Origin of the sequence: Paraburkholderia caribensis, assembly GCF_002902945.1 — a bacterium.
In the GTDB taxonomy this organism is placed as follows: domain Bacteria; phylum Pseudomonadota; class Gammaproteobacteria; order Burkholderiales; family Burkholderiaceae; genus Paraburkholderia; species Paraburkholderia caribensis.
Genome location: NZ_CP026101.1, coordinates 2,102,312 through 2,120,417, shown reverse-complemented (window position 1 = coordinate 2,120,417; position 18,106 = coordinate 2,102,312). Strand labels below are relative to the sequence as shown.

The window sequence follows — 18,106 nt, the reverse complement described above, 5'->3', positions numbered from 1 at the left end:
GCAGTATCTGAAGCCACGCGCGCCGCGGAGCGCGGCCGCGTCGGCTAGCCAAAAAGGATAGTCATGTCCAAAGAATTTGACGTCGTCGTGATCGGTGCCGGTCCCGGCGGCTATATCGCGGCCATTCGCGCTGCGCAGCTCGGCAAGACGGTTGCCTGTATCGAAAAGTGGAAGAACCCGGCCGGCACATTGAAGCTGGGCGGCACGTGCCTGAACGTCGGCTGCATTCCGTCGAAGGCGCTGCTGGCTTCGTCGGAAGAGTTCGAAAACGCGTCGCATCACCTCGCGGACCACGGCATCAGCGTGGAAAACGTGAAGGTCGACATCGCGAAGATGCTGGCCCGCAAGGAAGGCATCGTCGAAAAGATGACGAAGGGCATCGAGTTCCTGTTCCGCAAGAACAAGATCACGTGGCTCAAGGGCCACGGCAAGTTCACGGGCAAGACGGACGCCGGTGTGCAGATCGAAGTGTCGGGCGAAGGCGAAACGGAAGTGGTCACGGCGAAGAACGTGATCATCGCGACGGGCTCGAAGGCGCGTCACCTGCCCAACGTTCCCGTCGACAACAAGATCGTCGCCGACAACGAAGGCGCGCTGTCGTTCACCGAAGTGCCGAAGAAGCTCGCCGTCATCGGCGCCGGCGTGATCGGCCTGGAGCTGGGCTCGGTGTGGCGCCGTCTGGGCGCGGAAGTCACCGTGCTCGAAGCGCTGCCCGAATTCCTCGGCGCCGCCGACCAGGCGCTCGCGAAGGAAGCCGCCAAGCAGTTCAAGAAGCAGGGTCTCGACATCCACGTCGGCGTGAAGGTCGGTGAAGTGAAGACGACGGGCAACAGCGTGTCGATCGCTTACACGGACAAGGACGGCAACGCGAAGACGCTCGACGCGGACCGCCTGATCGTGTCGATCGGCCGTGTGCCGAACACCGACAACCTCGGCCTCGAAGCGATCGGCCTGAGGGCGAACGAGCGCGGCTTCATCGACGTGGACGATCACTGCGCGACGTCGGTGCCGAACGTGTACGCAATCGGCGACGTGGTGCGTGGCCCGATGCTCGCGCACAAGGCCGAGGACGAAGGCGTGCTGGTTGCCGAAATCATTGATGGCCAGAAGCCGCACATCGACTACAACTGCGTGCCGTGGGTCATCTACACGGAACCGGAAATCGCGTGGGTCGGCAAGACGGAACAGCAGCTCAAGGCGGAAGGCCGCGAAGTCAAGACGGGCCAGTTCCCGTTCATGGCGAACGGCCGCGCGCTCGGCATCAACAAGGCGGATGGTTTCGTCAAGATGATCGCCGACGCGAAGACGGACGAACTGCTCGGCGTGCACATCATTTCGGCGAACGCGTCGGATCTGATCGCCGAAGCGGTTGTCGCGATGGAGTTCAAGGCCGCGTCGGAAGACATTGGCCGTATCTGCCATCCGCACCCGTCGCTGTCTGAAGTGATGCGTGAAGCGGCGCTCGCCGTCGACAAGCGCGCGCTGAACATGTAAGACGCATCTGCCCGGTTCTGAATTATGCGGAATGCGGGTTGAGAGCGAAACACGACGAAGGCGGGTGGGTTGAGTCCCTCCCGCCTTCTTCATTGCTGCCTCACACAATGAACGTCACCGAATACTACGAACAGGAACTGCAGACCCGGGGATACGAGTCTGATCCGGCTCAACGCGTGGCCGTCGATCGTCTGCAACAGTGCTATGAAGAGTGGGCTGCGTATAAGGCACGTCGTCCGAACGCCTTTATGAAGCTGATCATGCACCCTGATCTGCCGAAGGGCGTCTATATGTGGGGTGGCGTAGGACGCGGAAAGAGCTTCCTGATGGACAGCTTTTACGCAGTCGTGCCGCTCGTGCGCAAGACGCGTCTGCATTTTCACGAGTTCATGCGAGAAGTGCATCGCGAACTCGAAGAACTGAAAGGGCAGGCCGATCCGCTCGACGAACTCGCGCGGCGCATTGCGAAGCGTTATCGGCTGATCTGCTTCGACGAATTCCACGTGTCCGATATCGCGGACGCAATGATCCTTTACCGGTTGCTGGATCGTCTGTTCACGAACGGCGTGCAGTTCGTGATGACGTCCAACTACGATCCCGATCTGCTTTATCCGGACGGGTTGCATCGCGATCGTCTGCTGCCCGCCATCGAGCTGATCAAGAGCAAGCTCGAGGTGATCAACGTCGATGCCGGCGTCGATTACCGGCGGCGCACGCTGTCGCAGGTCGAGGTGTATCATACGCCGCTCGGCGCCGCCTCCGACAAGGCGTTGCGCGACGCATTCGGCAAGCTCGCGGCCGTGCCTGACGAAAGCCCGCTGCTGCACATCGAGAAGCGCGAACTGAAGGCGCTGCGTCGCGCGGACGGCGTGGTCTGGTTCGACTTCGCGACGCTGTGCGGCGGCCCGCGCTCGCAGAACGACTATCTCGAACTGGCGAGCCGCTTCCACGCGGTGATTCTGTCCGGCATTCCGCAGATGACGCCTCGTATGCAGTCCGAAGCACGCCGCTTCACGTGGCTGATCGACGTTTTTTACGATCACAAGGTCAAGCTGCTGATGTCGGCCGCCGTGCCGCCCGAAGAGCTCTACACAGAGGGGCCGATGGCCAACGAGTTCACGCGCACGGTTTCGCGTATCGTCGAGATGCAGTCGCAGGAATATCTGGATGCGCCGCGACGGATCGTCGATACATCGCTCACCTGATCAAATTGCCACCTGCGTCTGCCCCGTTTGGGATAGCGCGATACGCGCTGAACCATGCTGCGGCGGGTGGCGGTGCATTTTCAAGATTCGGATTGGTCTGATATTCGGTAGTGGGACGACTCTATATCGTCGAAATACTCTTGACGATTGGAGAACTCATGACCCCTTATCGCGATATTAGTGATGAAGAATGGCAGCGCATCGCGCCGCTGCTGCCGGAACTGCGGCCCCGTTCCGAACTGCGCGGCCGGCCGCTTGCCAACACCCGCTCCGTGCTCAACGGTGTGCTCTGGGTGATCTACAGCGGCGCTACCTGGTCTGCCATGCCGCGTAAATACCCCTCGTATCAAACCTGCCATCGCCGTTTCAAGGCGTGGCATCAGGCTGGCGTTCTGCAACGTGTGATGGACCAGCTGTTCGGCGACGCAGGCGGCGAACTATGCAACACGATGGAATCCCGCATGCGCACTCACGCGCCGAACGTGGCCACGGCCGCGAACGATGCCGTGAAGCCGTCCGTGCCCGCCATGCCGCTGTTTGCGCCGCCGTCGGGCGTGCCTGCGGCACCGCTGGTGTTCGACTACACCAGTCCTTTCAAGAACGCGGCATGACGGATCGAACGAATTGAGCGCGCGCGACAACGACAAGCCGGTCTGGCGAGACTCAACGCCAGACCGGCTTTTTTACGTCCTGCTGCGGCGCTCGCCGACAGTCGAGCACCGCGCGACAACCTCAGTTCTGGCGAATCCACGTCTGCGAACGCCCCAGTAGCGACACGCCAATATACCCACGCACCACCAGTTTCTGTCCGCCGTCTTCCACGTGCATCTTGCATTTGTAGAGCTTGCCGTTCTCCGGGTCGAGAATCTGCCCGCCGTCCCAGCCGTCGCCGTCCTTTTTCATATCGTCGATGATCGTCATGCCGAGAATCGGCTGATCTTTGCGCGCGTCCGTGCAGGCGGTGCAGCGGCGATCCGGCTGATCGTTCGGTCCGAGTCCCTTGATGACCTTGCCGCTCAGCCTGCCGTTCCCGTCCTGCGTGATCTGCACGAGTGCTTTGGGCTGGCCCGTATGATCGTCGATGGTTTGCCATGTGCCGACGGGCGTGTCGGCTTGTGCGAATGCCGTGACGGCGCCCGCGAGCAGCGCACTGGCCACGATGGCCTGTTTCAACGTGGTGCCGGGCGCAAAGCGCGCGCGTCGGGTGAGTGATGTCATTGTCGTCCTCCTTGTTGAAAATCGTCGCGATGGATGTCGCGCGGCGCCGTGTGAGTGCTGATTCGAGGCGGCGCCATGCCTGTCTTTTGATACATGAGAGAGGGCAGAATACGTGAAAGTATCCGCGTCGTTTGATAGTGAATGCTCTAATCGGTGCGGGTCCTGGCAACGACGCATGAGTCAGTTCAACTGATACGAGAACGTCGCGTTGATGCGTGGACTGCGCGACGCGCTCTCGACAGGCGCATCGCCGACGGCCTTCGCGACGGACAGATCCAGGCTGTAATACTTCGCGTCGGAGATCCGGAAACCGAGCGCTACCGAAGCAAGCTTTTTCGGCTGCGGCGTGCCCGCATGCAGATAGACGCGCGCCATGTCGACCGAAACATACGGGGTGAACGTGCGCAGATACGTGAAACCAGGCGCGATAGGGCGATTGATTTCGAACGACGCGCCCCAGCCCGAATCGCCCGATGTCTCGCCGGGTTGATAACCCTGCGCGAAGCGTTGCGCGCCGAATGAAATCTGCTCGGAGGCGGGCAGCGTATCGGGGCTGTATTGGCCCGTTGTGGCGAGCGTCGTGCCGATGCCGAGCGGCCACTCGTTGGTTTGCGAAAAGCTCGCACCCGTGCGGACAAAGGTGATCGAAGCGGGGTTGACGGTCGTCGTGCCGGGGATGTTCGAGTCGCCGGCTTTACCCGCGCCGAGTATGTCGAAGGCCTTCGCGACGTTGATGCTGGCCTTGCGCGCCTGGCCCGTCTGCACGTCCGCGTAGTCGGCCTGCAACTGCAGCACGCGCACCTGCGAACGAAGCCCGAGCGCCGCGCCCGTGATCGTATTGTTGAAGCGGTCTTCATCGTGCGATGCATAGGCCGTCACCGTTCCCGACAGACTGCGCGCGTTGCTCAGGATGAACGGATACGACACCGAACCGCCGATCCTGTCGTTGATCACCGTGCGCTCGACGTACGACGGCAAGCCGGGATTGTCCTTCGGATTGCCGCGATAGTGCGACGCGTCGACTCTCGCGGTCATGCCTTCACTGCCGACGGGCAGCGCGCCATGCGCCGCCAGATAGGTGACGTTGTCGCGCCCCTTCGGCAGCAGTGCCGACACGCTCAACTGCTCGCCGAGCGACGTGAGCCCGTTCTCCGTCGCTGTCAGCAACCCTTGCGCGCCGGGATGATTGAAGTCGATGCCGGTGCTGACATTGAAAGGTTTTCGATCGACGTTGAGTTCCAGCGTGGTTGCACCGTCGGTGGTCTGCGGCGGCGGCACGTTCGCCGCGACCTTCACGCCGGGCAGGAGACCCATCGCGTTGATATAGCGTTCGAAGGTCGTGCGGCGCAGCGGCCGGTCCGCCGCGATGTGCGCAGCGATCGCGCGTATCCTGTCCTCGGTCTTGCCGGGCTTGCCCGTCACCGTCACGTTCGCCACGTAGCCTTCGACGATCGTCACGCGCACGACGCCGTTCTCGAACGTCTGCGCTGGAACGAACGCGAACGACAACGGGTAGCCGCGCTCCTGATAAAGCCGTGTGACGCCGTTCGCGACTTCGATCAGCTCGCCGATTGTGATGTCCTTGCCGACCAGCGGGGTGAAGCGCTGCGCGACGTCGTTGAAGGGAATCGACTTGACGCCTTCGACCTCGACCCTGGTCGGTGTGAGATGCCGTGCAAGCAGTTCCTGGAGTTGCGGCGCTTGCGGCTGGATTTGCGCTGTCGCGTTCGGGCCTTTCTCAGGCGCCTTGATTTGCGGAAGCGCCTCCAGCGGATTGCCGCCCAGCGGATTGCCACTGACAGCAGGCCGCGTCTGCGCCTGAACCGCGCTCGCAGCGATGGCCGCCAGCACGAATGTCCATTGCCTGGTCCCGAATTTCATCGGTGTGTCCTCGGAGGCCCGTTATTGTTTTGCGCACGCGTGCCTGGCCGGGCGTCGCGTCCGCTGCTCTCGTGCCTGGATGGTTCTGCGATGCGGGGGCTTCAGTGCGCCTTCAGTGCACCTTCGGGCGCGAACGGCCGCTGCGTGCTTCACTTCGGCGTGAAGCACGCGCGTCGCGCCCGGGCGAAGGCCGTCATCTCTTCGCCAAAGGCTGCAGACTGCCAGCGAGGCTTTGGCTACTTCTTCGCGCCCGCGCCCAGCAGGCCGCCGACCAGCGACGTGACGGCGGAAAGAGGATTGGCCGGTCCGCTCGCGTTGCCGCCGCCCGTCGAAGTTAGCGAGAGGCCGCCGGGCGCGGATGAACCGGTGGAACCGGTGGAAGAGGTCGATGCCGCCGGCGCGGCGACGGCGCCCGCGACCGTCGAGGCGACGCCCGTGACAGCGCTCGTGAGGCCGCCCAGCGGGTTGCCGCCCGAAGCCGCATTGCCACCGCCCGCGCCGCCCGCGCCACCCGTGATCCCGACCGCGACGTTGCCGGTGACGCTGGCCGTGATGCCGCCCAGCGCGCCCGTCACGGCGCTCAAGGGGTTGCCCGCACCCGAGCCACTCGAACCGCCCGTCAGGCCGCCAGGCGCGCCCGTCAAAGGCGCGAGTGGATTGCCGCCCGCGCCGCCCGAGCCTCCCGTCAGCAGTCCGCCTGCCGCGACGCTGGTCTTGCCGACATCGGCGACGACGTTGCCCAGACCCGCCGAGACGGGATTACTGCCGCCCGTCGTCGCGACGATGCCGCCTGTTTTCACGAGCTGATTGCCGAGTGTCGTCAGCAGCCCGTTGACGGGCGCGCCGATGCCCGTGGTGTTGCCAACCGTCTGCGTGGTCGCCGCGACCGTCGACGTGATCGGCGTGACGGCCGTGCTGAGTTGTTGCGTGACCTGCTGAACGGGCCCCGTCGACAAAGCGGTGGTCAATGCGTTGCCGCCATCGGTCACGGCACCGCCCACCGTTTCGACGACGTGGCCAAGCGGAGTCGTGACGGCCGAGAGCGGCGCAAGCGGTCCGCTGCCGACGCTTTGCACCAGCCCGCCCGCGCTCGTCACTGCGCCGCCGACATGGCTCACGACCCCGCCCGTACTCGCTACGGTGGTGCCCAGCGGGTCGCTGGTCGCGCCCAGTTGCCCGAGTCCTTGCGACACGCCGTTGCCGAGTGTCGACACGGCCGCGCCGAGATTCGACACGACCCCGCCAGCCGCTTGCGTCGTATCGGTGCTGATGCCCGGCAGTGTCTGCGATCCGACCGTGCTGCCAATGCCCGATACCGTCGAGCCGACATCCGTTACGACGCCGCCCGCACCGGCGGAGACGGTGCCGACCTGGTTGGCCGTCTTCGTCGCCGGATTGGAGCCATTGCCGGTGTTGTCCGAGCCGCCGCTGGAGCCGTTGCCCGCCGTCGTGCTGCCTCCCGCGCCCGTGCCGCTGCCTGCCGTTCCGCTTGCGCCTCCCGTCGACAGCGTGCCGCTGCTGCCGCCCTTCGTGCCCTGGCTCAACGAGCCCGATCCGCCGCAAGCGGCCAGCGACAGCAATGCCGTCACTGTAGCCGCGACGATCGATGTCCGAACCAGCGCGTGTGTCGTTTGAATTTTCATTTCGTCCTCGGATCTCTCATGTTGTGTGGTGGTGCTGCGCGTCCCTATCTGCAACAGGTATGCCATTGCGTATGAGGAAATCGGGAGCCGTCGCGTGTGGAGCGCGCTGCTCCAATGCCGGCGCGCCCTGGCGGGTGATTGCGCGGAACGTGGGATAACTGCTGAGGAACGCTAAACAGCTGGGAGCGCGACGTCGCAGAGCGCGGCGTAACGTAACGGGAACGCGGTTTCGTTACGGGAGGATGGGTAACGCGGGGTAACGCGGTGCTTGAAACGAACGGCTCAAACGGGTGCTTGGTGGAGCCAATCTAACTTATGGTAAGTCCTATGTATTGTGGCGCACAGACTGCCGCTAATCTGCAAGAACGCTAAATGGTTCAAACGCAACGGTCTGAAAATTTGTGGCGTAACGCGATTGCTTCCAAAAGATTGTTAAGTTATAAATCTGAAAACATAATGGCGCCTGGAGCGGGAGGTGCGCTATAGAACAGACAACCACTTTCATATTGCTTTAGCGCATCAACGCCAGTATGTTCATGCGCAGATAAAAGGCTTCAGGCCAAGGCATATAAACCGCATGGGGCATGGGAGAGAATGTCCTTGACGGGCCGTCTGCAAGCATTGCGAGCGTCATCAAATCAACGACTAGAAAAACCGAGGGTCACCAAAATGAAGCATTTCGCCAGCAAATTCCTGAGAGACAACAAGGGCGTCACGGCAATCGAATATGGCCTGATTGCAGGTGTCGTCGCCATTGCAATCGCGACTTCCGCCGGTTCTGTTGGAACCAATCTGTCGACGCTGTTCGACAATATCGCCGGCAAGATTTCCTCGGCTGCCACGGCAGCTAAAACGTGACAGCGGCTTAATCGCTTTCATCTAGAAGCATCCCGTAGCGAGCGCCGCCAGCGACGCTCGTTGCCAGTTTGCGTCTATTCAAAGAGGCATGACGAATTAATGCGAAATGAATCGCGCGTCGTAATTAATTCGTATTGCCTGGTATCCGTTCGGTAAAAGCTTGCTGAATTCCTATGGCTACCTGGATTGGAAGTCTGACGTTCGTTGCGTGGGCGACGACGGTGGCGGCGTGCGATCTTCGCTATCGGCGCGTCACGAACGCGTTGATCGCAGCCGGGCTGATAGCGGCCTTCGCGTGCACCTTCACCGTGCGCATGCCGTTCGGCGTCGGGCCGGCTCAGGCAGCACTGGGCGCGCTGCTCGGTCTTGCCGCGCTGCTGCCGTTCTTCGCGCTGCGCGTGATGGGTGCCGCCGACGTCAAGGTCTTCGCCGTGCTCGGTGCGTGGTGCGGTCCGCACGCGCTGCTCGATCTATGGATTGCCGCGAGCATCCTCGCGGGGCTGCATGCGCTTGCGCTGCTGGTCGCGACGCGCACGCCGCTCGCCACGCTCGTCCGAAGCGGCGAGGCGACCTTCGGGCTGCGCGGGCACCGCGCGACGCCCTACGTGACGTGCCTCGCCATCCCGGCGCTCGGCATGCTCGTGCTGCGACAACTGGGAGGAACATGACCGTTCCTGTGCCGACGCCAGCCCTGCAGCCCACATGCGAGTGCAATCGCATGCGCGATCATGCGTGCCATGCGCGGCGGCGTCAGCGCGGCGCGAGCGCCGTCGAATTCGCGCTCGTGTTTCCGCTGTTTTTCATGATCTTCTACGCGATCGTGACGTTCAGCCTGATCTTCGTCGCGCAGCAGAGCCTGACGCTCGCTGCCGAAGAAGGCGCGCGTGCCGCGCTCAACTATCAGCAGGCGCAAAACGTGAATGCCGCGCTCGACAACCGCACGGCGGCCGCGTGCACGGCGGCGGCCAACCTGGCCAACTGGCTCGCGGCGAAAGCGAAATGCGACGCGAGCTGGGCCCCATGCACGTTCGACGGCACGATGCGCTGCGTCACCGTCACGCTCACCTACAACTACCAGAGCTATCCGCTCGTGCCGCCCGTGCCGCTGCTCGATGTCGCGCTGCCTGCGCAACTGACGAGCTCGGCGATGGTTCAACTCAACCCGGGGTATGTGCTGTGACTGCGATGCCGCGCCCATTTTCCCCATTTGCACATGACCCGGCCAACGGCAAGCGGGTACGCGCAGGAGGCGAGCCATGCCGAATCTGAGTCCGACTTTGACTCCGCATGTGACGCGGATCGTGGCGGGCGTGCTGATCGCGCTCGCCGTCGTGCTCGGCGTGCTCGCGTTGACGCTGGCGCGCCGTCCCGCGCCCGTGGCCGCGCCCGTCGCGCCGGCGCCGGCGGCTTATCACGTAGTTGTCGCGCTGCGCTCGCTGCCCGCCGGGCAGCCGATACCCGCCGACGCGCTGCGCATCCAGAATCTGCCCATCAACCCGTCGGGCGCCTTCGACGAACCGTCACTGGTCGCCGGCCGCGTGCCCGTCGCGGAGATCGGCGCGCAGGCGCCCGTGCTCGAGGCGCAGCTGTCGTCGGGCATTGCCGAGCGCATCGAGCCGGGCGAGCGCGCAGTGGCCGTGCGCGTCGACGAAACCAATGCGGTCGGCAACCGCTTGCGTCCGGGCAATCTCGTCGACGTGTTCTTTACGTTGAAGCGCGATGGCCTGAGCGTGGGTCCGGCGGGGCAGGCGGAAGTCGAGCGGACGCAGGCGCGGCTGCTGCTGTCGCGTGTGCGCGTGCTCGCGTGGGGCAACGTCGCCGCCAACGGCACGCCCGATGCGAACACGCCCGCGCGCACCGCCGTGCTCGCCGTGCCGCTTGCCGATGTCGACAGGTTGGCGCTCGCCGACGGCGCGGGGCGCCTCGTGCTCGCGCTGCGCAACCCGCGCGATACCGACGTGCTCGATGCCGCCACCTTGCCTGCGTATCCGGGCGTGCTGAAGACGGCGGCGGGCCGTGGCGCGCCGCCGTCGACGCGCGCGGCGGCGGGTGTCGCACTCGACGAACTGTCCGGCAGCCGTACGCGACAGTCCTTACCCGCGCCAGCCGCCGTGCCGCGCAGCGCGCCTGAGGCGGGCGGTGCAATCGAGGTGATACGCGGCGGCCGGTCGGAAACGCTTGCATGGTGACAACGCGCGCGGCGCGATGAAAACGGACGGCGCGGTTGACCGTCGATGAAAAAAGCGTGCTTCCAGGGAGGGCGCGAAGGCGCGTCCGGGGGAATATGAGAAAACGGATTCTTGCGTGGCGCGTGGCCATGATCGTGTGCGTGCTGCCGATGGCGGCGCGGCCCGTCGCGAGCGGTGCAGCCGACAGCGCGGGCCTTGCACCGGCGTCCGCTGCCGCGCCCGTCATCGACCTCGCCGTTGGCGCGCAGCAGACGCTCGCGGCGGGCCGCGCGCTGATGCGTGTAGCCGTCGGCGATCCGAATGTCGCCGACGTGCTGATTCTCAAGAGCGGTGCGAAAAAACGCGGCGGCGTGCTGCTGGTCGGCAAATCGGCGGGCACGACGAGCGTGATGCTGTGGGAGCGCGACGGCGATGCGCCGCTTACCTATACGGTGAACGTCACCTCTGCCGCCGCCAGCCATCTGCTCGACGACAGCACGACGGAGGTAAGGGTGCTGGGCGGCACGGCTGTGATCCAGGGCAAGGCCGCGACGATGGAAGCGCATCAGCGGGCGGCAAGCGTCGCGGCGGGCGCTGCGGCCTCGGCCGGCGCGAACGGGAAGGGCGGCGCGGTGCTCGACGTCTCGTCGATCGCGACGCGCCCGGTCGTGCAGGTCGACGTGCGTGTGGTCGAATTCAGCCGCGCCGTGCTCAAGCAGATCGGCTTCAATTTCTCGAAAGGCTACAACGGCTTCGCGTTCGGCTCGTTCGGACCTTCGTCGCTGAACAAGGCGACCTTCACGCCTGGCCAGGGCACCTCGTTCGATTCGACGATGCCCATCGCGTCCGCCTTCAATCTCGTGTTCGGCTCGGTCGCGCATAACCTGTTCGCCGACCTGAGCCTGATGGAGAGCAACAACCTCGCGCGCATTCTCGCCGAGCCGACGCTCGTCGCGCTGTCCGGCCAGAGCGCGAGCTTTCTCGCGGGCGGCGAGATTCCCGTTCCCGTGCCGCAGGGGCTCGGCACCACGTCGATCGAATACAAGCCGTACGGCGTCGGCCTCACGCTCACGCCGACCGTGCTCAGCCCGCAGCGTATCGCGCTGAAAGTCGCGCCCGAAGCAAGCCAGCTCGACTTCGTGCACGCCGTGACGGTGAACGGCATCTCGGTGCCCGCCATCACGACGCGCCGCGCCGACACGACCGTCGAACTCGGCGACGGCGAGAGCTTCGTGATCGGCGGGCTGATCGATCGCGAGACGGCGTCGAACGTCGACAAGGTGCCCGTGCTTGGCGATCTGCCCATCCTCGGGGCGTTCTTCAAGCAACTGAACTACTCGCAGAGCGACAAGGAGCTGCTCATCATCGTCTCGCCGCATCTGGTGTCGCCGCTCACGAAAGGCGCGGCGATGCCGTCTACACCAGGCGAGCAGTCCGAGCAGCGCGATGCGCCCGTATGGCGGTCGCTGCTCGGCGGCGCGGCGTCGCGCGATGCCGCGCCGGGATTTTCGAAATGAACGCGCGGCAGATATCGGTATCCGCAAAGGCAACGGCAAAGGCAATGGACTGGCCGCCGCAACAGGAACGGCAACATGAACGCGAGAACTTACGCCTTGACTGAGCACGCCGTCACCGACTGCTTCGTGCTCGCGACGCAAACCGACGAGCACGTGCGCTGGCTCGCCGGATCGCTGGTGTCGGCGGGCGCCGTCGAGCCGGTCAGCCTCGATCCGCACGCGCTCGTGCAGCGGATCGGCACGCTCAACCCGTCGCTCGTGTTCGTCGATTTTTCGGGCGGGCGGATCGCCGCCGCGAGCGCCGCGGCGCATGCGGCGCGTACTGCGTATCCGGGCCTGCAAATCGTTGCGCTCGGTTCGGTGCGTGAGCCGGAGAGCGCGCTCGCCGCGTTGCGCGCGGGCGTGCGCGATTTCATCGACCTGTGCGCGCCGGCGGCCGACGCGCTGCGTATCACGCGCGAGGTATTCGAGCACATCGTCGAGCCCGTCAGCCGTCACGGCAAACTGACGGTAATCGTCGGCGCGCGTACGGGCATGGGCGTGTCGACGCTGGCCGCGAATCTCGCCGTGCTGCTGCAACGGCGCGATGCCGCGCGAGGCCGCGAGGCGCTGCTGCTCGATCTCGGCTTGCCCGCCGGCGACGGCATGCTGCTGCTCGACACCAAGTGCGAGTTCGGCTTCGTCGAAGCCGTGCGCAACGTGCGCCGCTTCGATCAGACCTTCGTGCACACTGCGTTGTCGCATCACGCCAGCGGCCTCGCGCTCACGACGCTGCCCGCCGATCCCGGCGACATGCGCGAAGTCTCGCACGCGTCGTCGGTGGGATTGCTGAACCGGCTGCGCGCATTCTTCGACCAGCAGATCGTCGATCTCGGCGGCTTCACGAACAGCGAGTTTATTGCCAGCGTGGTGCAGGCCGCCGACGAAGCGTGGCTCGTCTGCGATCAGGGCGTGCCGTCCGTCGTGTCGGCCGTCGGCGTGCTGGACGACTTGTGCGCGCACGGCATCGAAGCGGAGAAGATCCGGCAGAAGGTGCGGCTCGTCGTCAACAAGGTCGTGCCGGAACTGGGTCTCACGCCCGCGCAGATCGCGCAGCGTCTCGAACTCGACCTGCTCGCGACGCTGCCCGAACGGCGCGTTGCGCTGGGCCAGGCGATGAATCAGGGCCACCTGCTGGCCGAGGCCGCGCCGCGCGACCCGTATGTGCGCGCGCTCGACGTACTCGTGACGAGGCTCGCGGGCGTGCCCGCCAGGCAGGGCGCTGAAGGCAAGGCAGGCAAGGCAGGCAAGGCGGCCCAACCAGCCATCGCGCCGGCGACGGACGGCGCAGCCGACGCAGCGCCGCCCACCAGCACGCCCCGCGCGCGCGGCAAGTCCGCGCTCGACGCGTTCCGGCGCTTCCTTCCCACTTCCAGCAAACGGTCATAGACGATGGCAAAAGAGATCGAATTTGCCGACGACGCTCCCGCGTTCGAGCAGAGCCAGCAGTTCCAGGACATCAAGAACGCGGCGCACGAACATCTGCTCACGCGCATCGAGGAACTCGGCGCGGAGTTCGGCCGCTGGTCGCGCAATGCGATCAATCAGTTCGTCGACCTGGAGATGGACAGCTTCGTGCGCCTGCGCCGCATCCCGATCAACGAGAGCGAGGTGCGGCGCATCGCCGAGGCGCTGACGAAGGAACTGGCGGGCTTCGGACCGATCGAGGATCTGCTGAACGATCCCGCCGTCGAGGACATCCTCGTGAACGGCTACAACGACGTGTACGTGTCGCGCCACGGCATCCTCGCGAAAATCCCCGTGCGCTTCGCGGACAACGCGCACCTGCTGCGCATCGTGCGGCGCATTCTCGCGCCCATCGGCAGACGTCTGGACGAATCGAATCCAATGGTCGACGCGCGGCTGCCCGACGGCGGCCGCGTGAACGTGGTGATCGAGCCGCTGTCGATCGACGGGCCGGTCGTGTCGATCCGCAAGTTCCGCAAGGACCCGCTGCGCCCCGACGATCTGCTCGCCAACGGTACGTACAACGCGGAGCTCGGCGCGCTGCTCGAAGCGGCCGTAGAGGCGCGCTGCAATATTCTGGTGTCGGGCGGCACGAGCTCGGGCAAGACGTCGCTGCTCAACGCGCTCGCGTTTCATATCCCCGACGCCGAGCGCGTCGTGACCATCGAGGACACGGCGGAACTCTCGCTCAATCATCCGCATGTGGTGCGGCTCGAAAGCCGGCCGGGCGGCTTCGACGGCAATGGCCTCGTGTCGATCCGCGACCTGTTGCGCAACACGCTGCGCATGCGCCCGGACCGCATCATCGTCGGCGAAGTGCGCGGCGGCGAAGTGCTCGAAATGTTGCAGGCGATGAACACGGGCCACGACGGATCGATGGGCACCGTGCACGCGAGCTCGCCGCGCGAATGTCTGTACCGCCTCGAAATGCTCGCGGGTTTTGCGGGCTTTCAGGGCACGGAATCGAGCTTGCGGCGGCAGATCGCGAATGCGATCGACTTCATCGTGCAGATCGGGCGGCTCTCGAATGGCCGGCGCCGCATCCTGTCGATCACCGAGGTCACGGGGCTGTCGGACAACATCATCGCGACGCAGGAACTCTATCGCTTCGAACCGCTGACCTCGCCCGAAGGCGAAGAGACGGACAACTGGACGTCGCTCGGCATTCATCCGCATTCGCCCAAGCTCGCGCGGTTCCGACAGGCGCTGGGTGGCGGCGCCGGCGGCGGAACGGGCGGTGGATTCGGCGCGGCGGGTGGCGGCTTCGGCGGCGGAGGCTTCAATGTATAGCGCCGCGCTCATCGCGGCGGCGCTCGCGCTGCTGTGCGCAGCGGGGGCGCTGATCGTCGTGCAACGCGGCGCGCAGCGCAGGGAGCGCGCGAGCACCGCGCGTTTCATCGACAGCCGCATGGCGCAGATTTCGCAGCCCGCGCGGGCCACTGGCGGCGCGGCCGCGGGCATCGGCAACCGGACAGCCTCGCTGCGCGCACAGGCGCTCGCGCAGACTGCGGACGAAGCAACCGGCTGGCGCAAGCTCAAGGCGCGCATGGCGCTCGCTTTCGCCCAGTCGATGAATCGCGCGGGCATATCGAACGCAAGACTGCCCGCGTTCTGCGCGCTATCCGGTGCGCTCGCGTTGTCCGGGTTCGCGGGCAGCCGTGCGGGGGCGGGCGTGTTCTGCATGACGCTGATCACCTGCGCCGTGCTGCTCTACGTGCTGATGGCGCGACGCATCCTGAAGCGCCGCCAGTTGATCGTGCGTCAGCTGCCGTCGTTTCTCGACGGCATCGTGCGTCTGATCGTGCTCGGCAACAGCGTGCCCGCCGCGTTCCAGGCGTCGCTGCAGACCACGGAGGCGCCGTTGCGCCAGTGCCTCGACCACGTCTCGCAGATGCTGCGCGCGGGTGTCGAAATCGATCGCGCGCTCTGTCATGTCGCGCAGGTCTATCGCGCGAACGAACTCGAACTGCTGGGTGCGGTGCTGCGCCTGTCGGTGAAATACGGCGGACGGGCCGACGTGATGCTCGACCGCATGGCGTCGTTCATGCGCGACCTCGAACAGGCGGAGCGCGAACTGTCGGCGATGTCGGCGGAAACGCGGCTGTCCGCATGGGTGCTGACGCTGCTGCCCATCGGCATCGGCGCATTTCTGATCGCATCGAATCCGCACTATTTTGCGTGGATGTGGAAAGACGCGTCCGGGCAACGCCTCGTGTATCTCGCGTTCGCGCTGCAGATGACGGGCGCGTTCCTGCTGTACCGCCTTGCGCGGTTGAAGGCCTGACGATGGACGCGCACCGTCTCGCCGCGCTCGCCGTTGCCTGTGCCGCGCTCGCGTCGTTGCTGGCGGGCGTGGCGCTGTGGCGGCGTCATGCGGCTGCGCGGCGCAGCGCGCAAGTGCTGGCCGATGCGCTGGAGCGGCGCGCCGCGCAGGCGGCGACGGCCTCGACTGCAAGCGCAGGCGCGCGGCCGGTGCGCGCCGATTCTGCCGATTCCGTTCATGCATCGGCGACGACGCCCGCGAAGGGGCTGCAACGGTTCATCGGGCGCGCGTCGGAAGCGGGCATGCACTGGCTCGACACGCCGCTCGGCCGTCAGGTCGTCGCCGAAGAAGACCGGCGCGTGCTGGAGCAGTGTGGTTTCGTCGATGCCCGCGCGCGCGGCCTGTTCCTGATCGCGCGCATTGGCGGCGCGATCGTGTTGCCGCTCGTCGCGCTGGCGCTGACGGAGTTTCATCCGCAGGGCTCGCGCGGGCCTGCCGTCGTCGTGTTCGCGCTGCTTGCGGGCTTCATGCTGCCGAAGCTCATCGTGCGGCGGCGCGCGGCGGCAAGGCGTCTTGCCGTGATCGACGAACTGCCGATGCTCGTCGATCTGCTGCGTCTGTTGCAAGGCGTCGGTCTTTCGCTCGATCAGAGCCTGCAGGTGATGGTCAGCGATTTTCGCAGCGTACTGCCCGTGCTGTCGGGCGAACTCGCGATCGCGCAGCGGCAGGCCGCGGCGGGCCGCACGCGCGAGCAGTCGCTGCACCGTCTCGCATCGAGCTATGCGAACGAGGATCTGCGCGCGATCGTGCGTCTGCTGATTCAGGTGGACCGGCATGGCGGCGCCGTGCAGGAGCCGCTCAAGCAGTTCGGCGACCGTCTGCGCGAAGCGCGCCGCGCGATGCTGCGCGAGCGCATCGGACGTCTCACCGTGAAGATGACGGGCGTCATGGTCGTGACGCTGCTGCCCGCGCTGCTGATCGTGACGGCGGGGCCGGGCGTGCTGGCCGTCGTGCATTCGCTGTCGGCGTCGGCGGGGCATCGATAGGGAAAACGAAACATCATGAAGAGGCACCACGATATGAAGCGCCCGTTGCAGTCCCCCGCGTCGAAGCCGCTGCGCGTCGTTGCGCTGCTTGCCGCCTGTGCGCTGCTCGGCGCGTGCGCGGTGAAAGAGTCGGGCTACGGCGTCGGGCCGCAAGCCGAGCGCGAGGCGAAGCTCCAGCAATCGACGCGCGACACCGCGCCGGATACGCCCGGCATGTACCTCGGCCTGATCGACCGGATGCAGGCGCAAGGGCTGTACTACGCGTCGCTCGCGCATATCGACGCCTACGAGAAGCAGTACGGCGTATCGCCCGATTCGCTCCTGCTGCGCGCCGACGCATTGCGCGCGACGGATCAGCCGGCGGCGAGCGCGGCCGCCTACACGCAATTGCTGAACACGCCGCTCGCCGCGCGCGGGTATCGCGGGCTGGGTCTGCTGGCGGGCGCGTCGGGCGACTTCGAGCGCGCGTCGCAGGCGCTCGGACAGGCCGCCGAACTCGCGCCGACGGATGTCGCGACACTGTCCGATCTCGGCTATGCACGGCTGCGCGCGGGCGACATCGCGGGCGCGCGCGTGCCGCTGATGAAAGCGGCGGAACTCGACGGACACAACCAGAAGGTGATTGGCAACATCGCGCTGTATCTGCTCGCGGATGGGCAGACCACGCGCGCGCAGGCGCTCGTCAAGGAGCAGAAGCTCGCGCCTGACGTGCGCACGCAACTTCGCGACGAGGCGGCGAAGGTGGCGGCCGCGAGCCGTGCGCGCCGTGGCGGCGAGCCGCGCGCGGCAAAGCCGCCGATGCCATCCATGTCAGCCGCGGCCACTGCGCTGCCCGCGCCGCCGACGCCGACGCCGGTGGCGAACCTGCAGCCCGTCGATCAGCCTCGGCGTTTGCTGCAACGGTTTGCGCAATGAAGACGCGGCTCGCGCGGCGACCAGGGATCAGGGAGAGAGCGATGAAAACGGAGATGAGAGGGCGTGGCATCGGCGCGGCATGCATCGTTGCGGCGAGCTTGTGCATGACGGGTGGCGCTTGCGCGCAGGATGCAGGCGGCAGCCCCGCGGTCGACACGCCGCTCGCAAGCGAAATCGGCCACTCGACGCATGCCTGGCTCGACCTGCAGCGCACCGGCGCGCAAGCCGCGCCGCCTCTGACCATGCTCGGCGATGAAGCGGGCCTTGCGTACCAGCGTTACATGGAGTCGTTCAAGGCGAAGATTCCTGTGTCGTTTGGCTCGTCGGTGGGCGGGGGCGGCAATCTGCTGCGGGTCGATTACACGAACACGGGTGGAGCGCAGCAGAACTGA

17 protein-coding genes are annotated in these 18,106 nt (G+C 65.8%); 14 read left to right on the top strand and 3 right to left on the bottom strand.

Features of this window, described 5'->3' with window-relative positions; all coding sequences use genetic code 11:
* The first annotated feature begins 63 nt into the window (after positions 1-63).
* The 3 genes from lpdA (at position 64) to C2L66_RS09425 (ending at position 3,310) form a co-directional block, all read left to right on the top strand.
* On the top strand, positions 64-1,494 hold the full coding sequence (lpdA, locus tag C2L66_RS09435; protein WP_060600403.1) for a dihydrolipoyl dehydrogenase: 1,431 nt from the start codon (positions 64-66) through the stop codon (positions 1,492-1,494).
* A 107-nt stretch (positions 1,495-1,601) separates the two neighbouring features.
* Positions 1,602-2,699 (top strand): cell division protein ZapE, encoded by a 1,098-nt coding sequence (zapE, locus tag C2L66_RS09430; RefSeq protein WP_054930272.1) that lies wholly within the window; start codon positions 1,602-1,604, stop codon positions 2,697-2,699.
* A gap of 158 nt (positions 2,700-2,857) precedes the next feature.
* Complete coding sequence (locus tag C2L66_RS09425; protein WP_060602613.1) at positions 2,858-3,310, top strand: transposase; 453 nt, start codon at positions 2,858-2,860, stop codon at positions 3,308-3,310.
* Between the two features lie 121 nt (positions 3,311-3,431).
* Here C2L66_RS09425 and C2L66_RS09420 read toward each other — a convergent pair whose 3' ends face one another.
* The 3 genes from C2L66_RS09420 to C2L66_RS09410 all read right to left on the bottom strand — a co-directional run bounded on the left by C2L66_RS09420 (position 3,432) and on the right by C2L66_RS09410 (position 7,441).
* On the bottom strand, positions 3,432-3,917 hold the full coding sequence (locus C2L66_RS09420) for a DUF2147 domain-containing protein (RefSeq protein ID WP_060600405.1): 486 nt from the start codon (positions 3,915-3,917) through the stop codon (positions 3,432-3,434).
* 180 nt (positions 3,918-4,097) lie between these two features.
* Positions 4,098-5,798 carry a ShlB/FhaC/HecB family hemolysin secretion/activation protein gene (locus tag C2L66_RS09415; RefSeq protein ID WP_060600407.1) on the bottom strand — a complete coding sequence of 567 codons (1,701 nt, stop codon included), beginning with the start codon at positions 5,796-5,798 and terminating at the stop codon, positions 4,098-4,100.
* A 236-nt stretch (positions 5,799-6,034) separates the two neighbouring features.
* Positions 6,035-7,441, bottom strand: a complete 1,407-nt coding sequence (locus tag C2L66_RS09410; RefSeq protein WP_060600409.1) for a collagen-like triple helix repeat-containing protein — start codon at positions 7,439-7,441, stop codon at positions 6,035-6,037.
* Between the two features lie 669 nt (positions 7,442-8,110).
* Here C2L66_RS09410 and C2L66_RS09405 point away from each other — a divergent pair.
* The 11 genes from C2L66_RS09405 to C2L66_RS09355 all read left to right on the top strand — a co-directional run bounded on the left by C2L66_RS09405 (position 8,111) and on the right by C2L66_RS09355 (position 18,106).
* The gene (locus tag C2L66_RS09405; RefSeq protein WP_054930276.1) at positions 8,111-8,299 is read left to right on the top strand and encodes a Flp family type IVb pilin; all 189 of its coding nucleotides are present in this window, start codon (positions 8,111-8,113) and stop codon (positions 8,297-8,299) included.
* 173 nt (positions 8,300-8,472) lie between these two features.
* Positions 8,473-8,967, top strand: a complete 495-nt coding sequence (locus tag C2L66_RS09400) for a prepilin peptidase (protein WP_060600411.1) — start codon at positions 8,473-8,475, stop codon at positions 8,965-8,967.
* Positions 8,968-9,017: 50 nt separating this feature from the next.
* The gene (locus C2L66_RS09395; protein ID WP_060600413.1) at positions 9,018-9,479 is read left to right on the top strand and encodes a TadE/TadG family type IV pilus assembly protein; all 462 of its coding nucleotides are present in this window, start codon (positions 9,018-9,020) and stop codon (positions 9,477-9,479) included.
* A gap of 97 nt (positions 9,480-9,576) precedes the next feature.
* Complete coding sequence (gene cpaB, locus C2L66_RS09390; RefSeq protein WP_176056862.1) at positions 9,577-10,488, top strand: Flp pilus assembly protein CpaB; 912 nt, start codon at positions 9,577-9,579, stop codon at positions 10,486-10,488.
* 95 nt (positions 10,489-10,583) lie between these two features.
* Positions 10,584-11,984, top strand: a complete 1,401-nt coding sequence (locus tag C2L66_RS09385) for a type II and III secretion system protein family protein (RefSeq protein ID WP_060600416.1) — start codon at positions 10,584-10,586, stop codon at positions 11,982-11,984.
* A gap of 75 nt (positions 11,985-12,059) precedes the next feature.
* Entirely contained in the window at positions 12,060-13,412 is a 1,353-nt protein-coding gene (locus C2L66_RS09380; RefSeq protein WP_060600418.1) for a fimbrial protein, read from the top strand.
* A gap of 3 nt (positions 13,413-13,415) precedes the next feature.
* A complete protein-coding gene (locus tag C2L66_RS09375; RefSeq protein WP_054930281.1) occupies positions 13,416-14,780 on the top strand; it encodes a CpaF family protein in 1,365 nt (454 codons plus the stop codon).
* Complete coding sequence (locus tag C2L66_RS09370; protein WP_060602615.1) at positions 14,773-15,774, top strand: type II secretion system F family protein; 1,002 nt, start codon at positions 14,773-14,775, stop codon at positions 15,772-15,774. The genes C2L66_RS09375 and C2L66_RS09370 overlap by 8 nt, the downstream gene beginning before the upstream one ends.
* A 2-nt stretch (positions 15,775-15,776) precedes the next feature.
* Positions 15,777-16,799, top strand: coding sequence for a type II secretion system F family protein (locus C2L66_RS09365; protein ID WP_054930282.1), 1,023 nt, complete (start codon positions 15,777-15,779; stop codon positions 16,797-16,799).
* 15 nt (positions 16,800-16,814) lie between these two features.
* Entirely contained in the window at positions 16,815-17,714 is a 900-nt protein-coding gene (locus tag C2L66_RS09360; protein WP_233444899.1) for a tetratricopeptide repeat protein, read from the top strand.
* A 41-nt stretch (positions 17,715-17,755) separates the two neighbouring features.
* Positions 17,756-18,106 carry a DUF3613 domain-containing protein gene (locus tag C2L66_RS09355; protein ID WP_060600422.1) on the top strand — a complete coding sequence of 117 codons (351 nt, stop codon included), beginning with the start codon at positions 17,756-17,758 and terminating at the stop codon, positions 18,104-18,106.

Bases quoted from the DNA above. Each gene is read 5' to 3' on its own strand.
- C2L66_RS09380 (WP_060600418.1), top strand. From the start codon at position 12,060: ATGAACGCGAGAACTTACGCCTTGACTGAGCACGCCGTCACCGACTGC.
- C2L66_RS09370 (WP_060602615.1), top strand. From the start codon at position 14,773: ATGTATAGCGCCGCGCTCATCGCGGCGGCGCTCGCGCTGCTGTGCGCA.
- C2L66_RS09375 (WP_054930281.1), top strand. From the start codon at position 13,416: ATGGCAAAAGAGATCGAATTTGCCGACGACGCTCCCGCGTTCGAGCAG.
- C2L66_RS09405 (WP_054930276.1), top strand. From the start codon at position 8,111: ATGAAGCATTTCGCCAGCAAATTCCTGAGAGACAACAAGGGCGTCACG.
- C2L66_RS09385 (WP_060600416.1), top strand. From the start codon at position 10,584: ATGAGAAAACGGATTCTTGCGTGGCGCGTGGCCATGATCGTGTGCGTG.
- C2L66_RS09410 (WP_060600409.1), bottom strand. From the start codon at position 7,441: ATGAAAATTCAAACGACACACGCGCTGGTTCGGACATCGATCGTCGCG.
- zapE (WP_054930272.1), top strand. From the start codon at position 1,602: ATGAACGTCACCGAATACTACGAACAGGAACTGCAGACCCGGGGATAC.
- C2L66_RS09355 (WP_060600422.1), top strand. From the start codon at position 17,756: ATGAAAACGGAGATGAGAGGGCGTGGCATCGGCGCGGCATGCATCGTT.
- C2L66_RS09365 (WP_054930282.1), top strand. From the start codon at position 15,777: ATGGACGCGCACCGTCTCGCCGCGCTCGCCGTTGCCTGTGCCGCGCTC.
- C2L66_RS09415 (WP_060600407.1), bottom strand. From the start codon at position 5,798: ATGAAATTCGGGACCAGGCAATGGACATTCGTGCTGGCGGCCATCGCT.
- C2L66_RS09395 (WP_060600413.1), top strand. From the start codon at position 9,018: ATGCGCGATCATGCGTGCCATGCGCGGCGGCGTCAGCGCGGCGCGAGC.
- C2L66_RS09425 (WP_060602613.1), top strand. From the start codon at position 2,858: ATGACCCCTTATCGCGATATTAGTGATGAAGAATGGCAGCGCATCGCG.
- lpdA (WP_060600403.1), top strand. From the start codon at position 64: ATGTCCAAAGAATTTGACGTCGTCGTGATCGGTGCCGGTCCCGGCGGC.
- C2L66_RS09360 (WP_233444899.1), top strand. From the start codon at position 16,815: ATGAAGAGGCACCACGATATGAAGCGCCCGTTGCAGTCCCCCGCGTCG.
- C2L66_RS09420 (WP_060600405.1), bottom strand. From the start codon at position 3,917: ATGACATCACTCACCCGACGCGCGCGCTTTGCGCCCGGCACCACGTTG.
- C2L66_RS09400 (WP_060600411.1), top strand. From the start codon at position 8,473: ATGGCTACCTGGATTGGAAGTCTGACGTTCGTTGCGTGGGCGACGACG.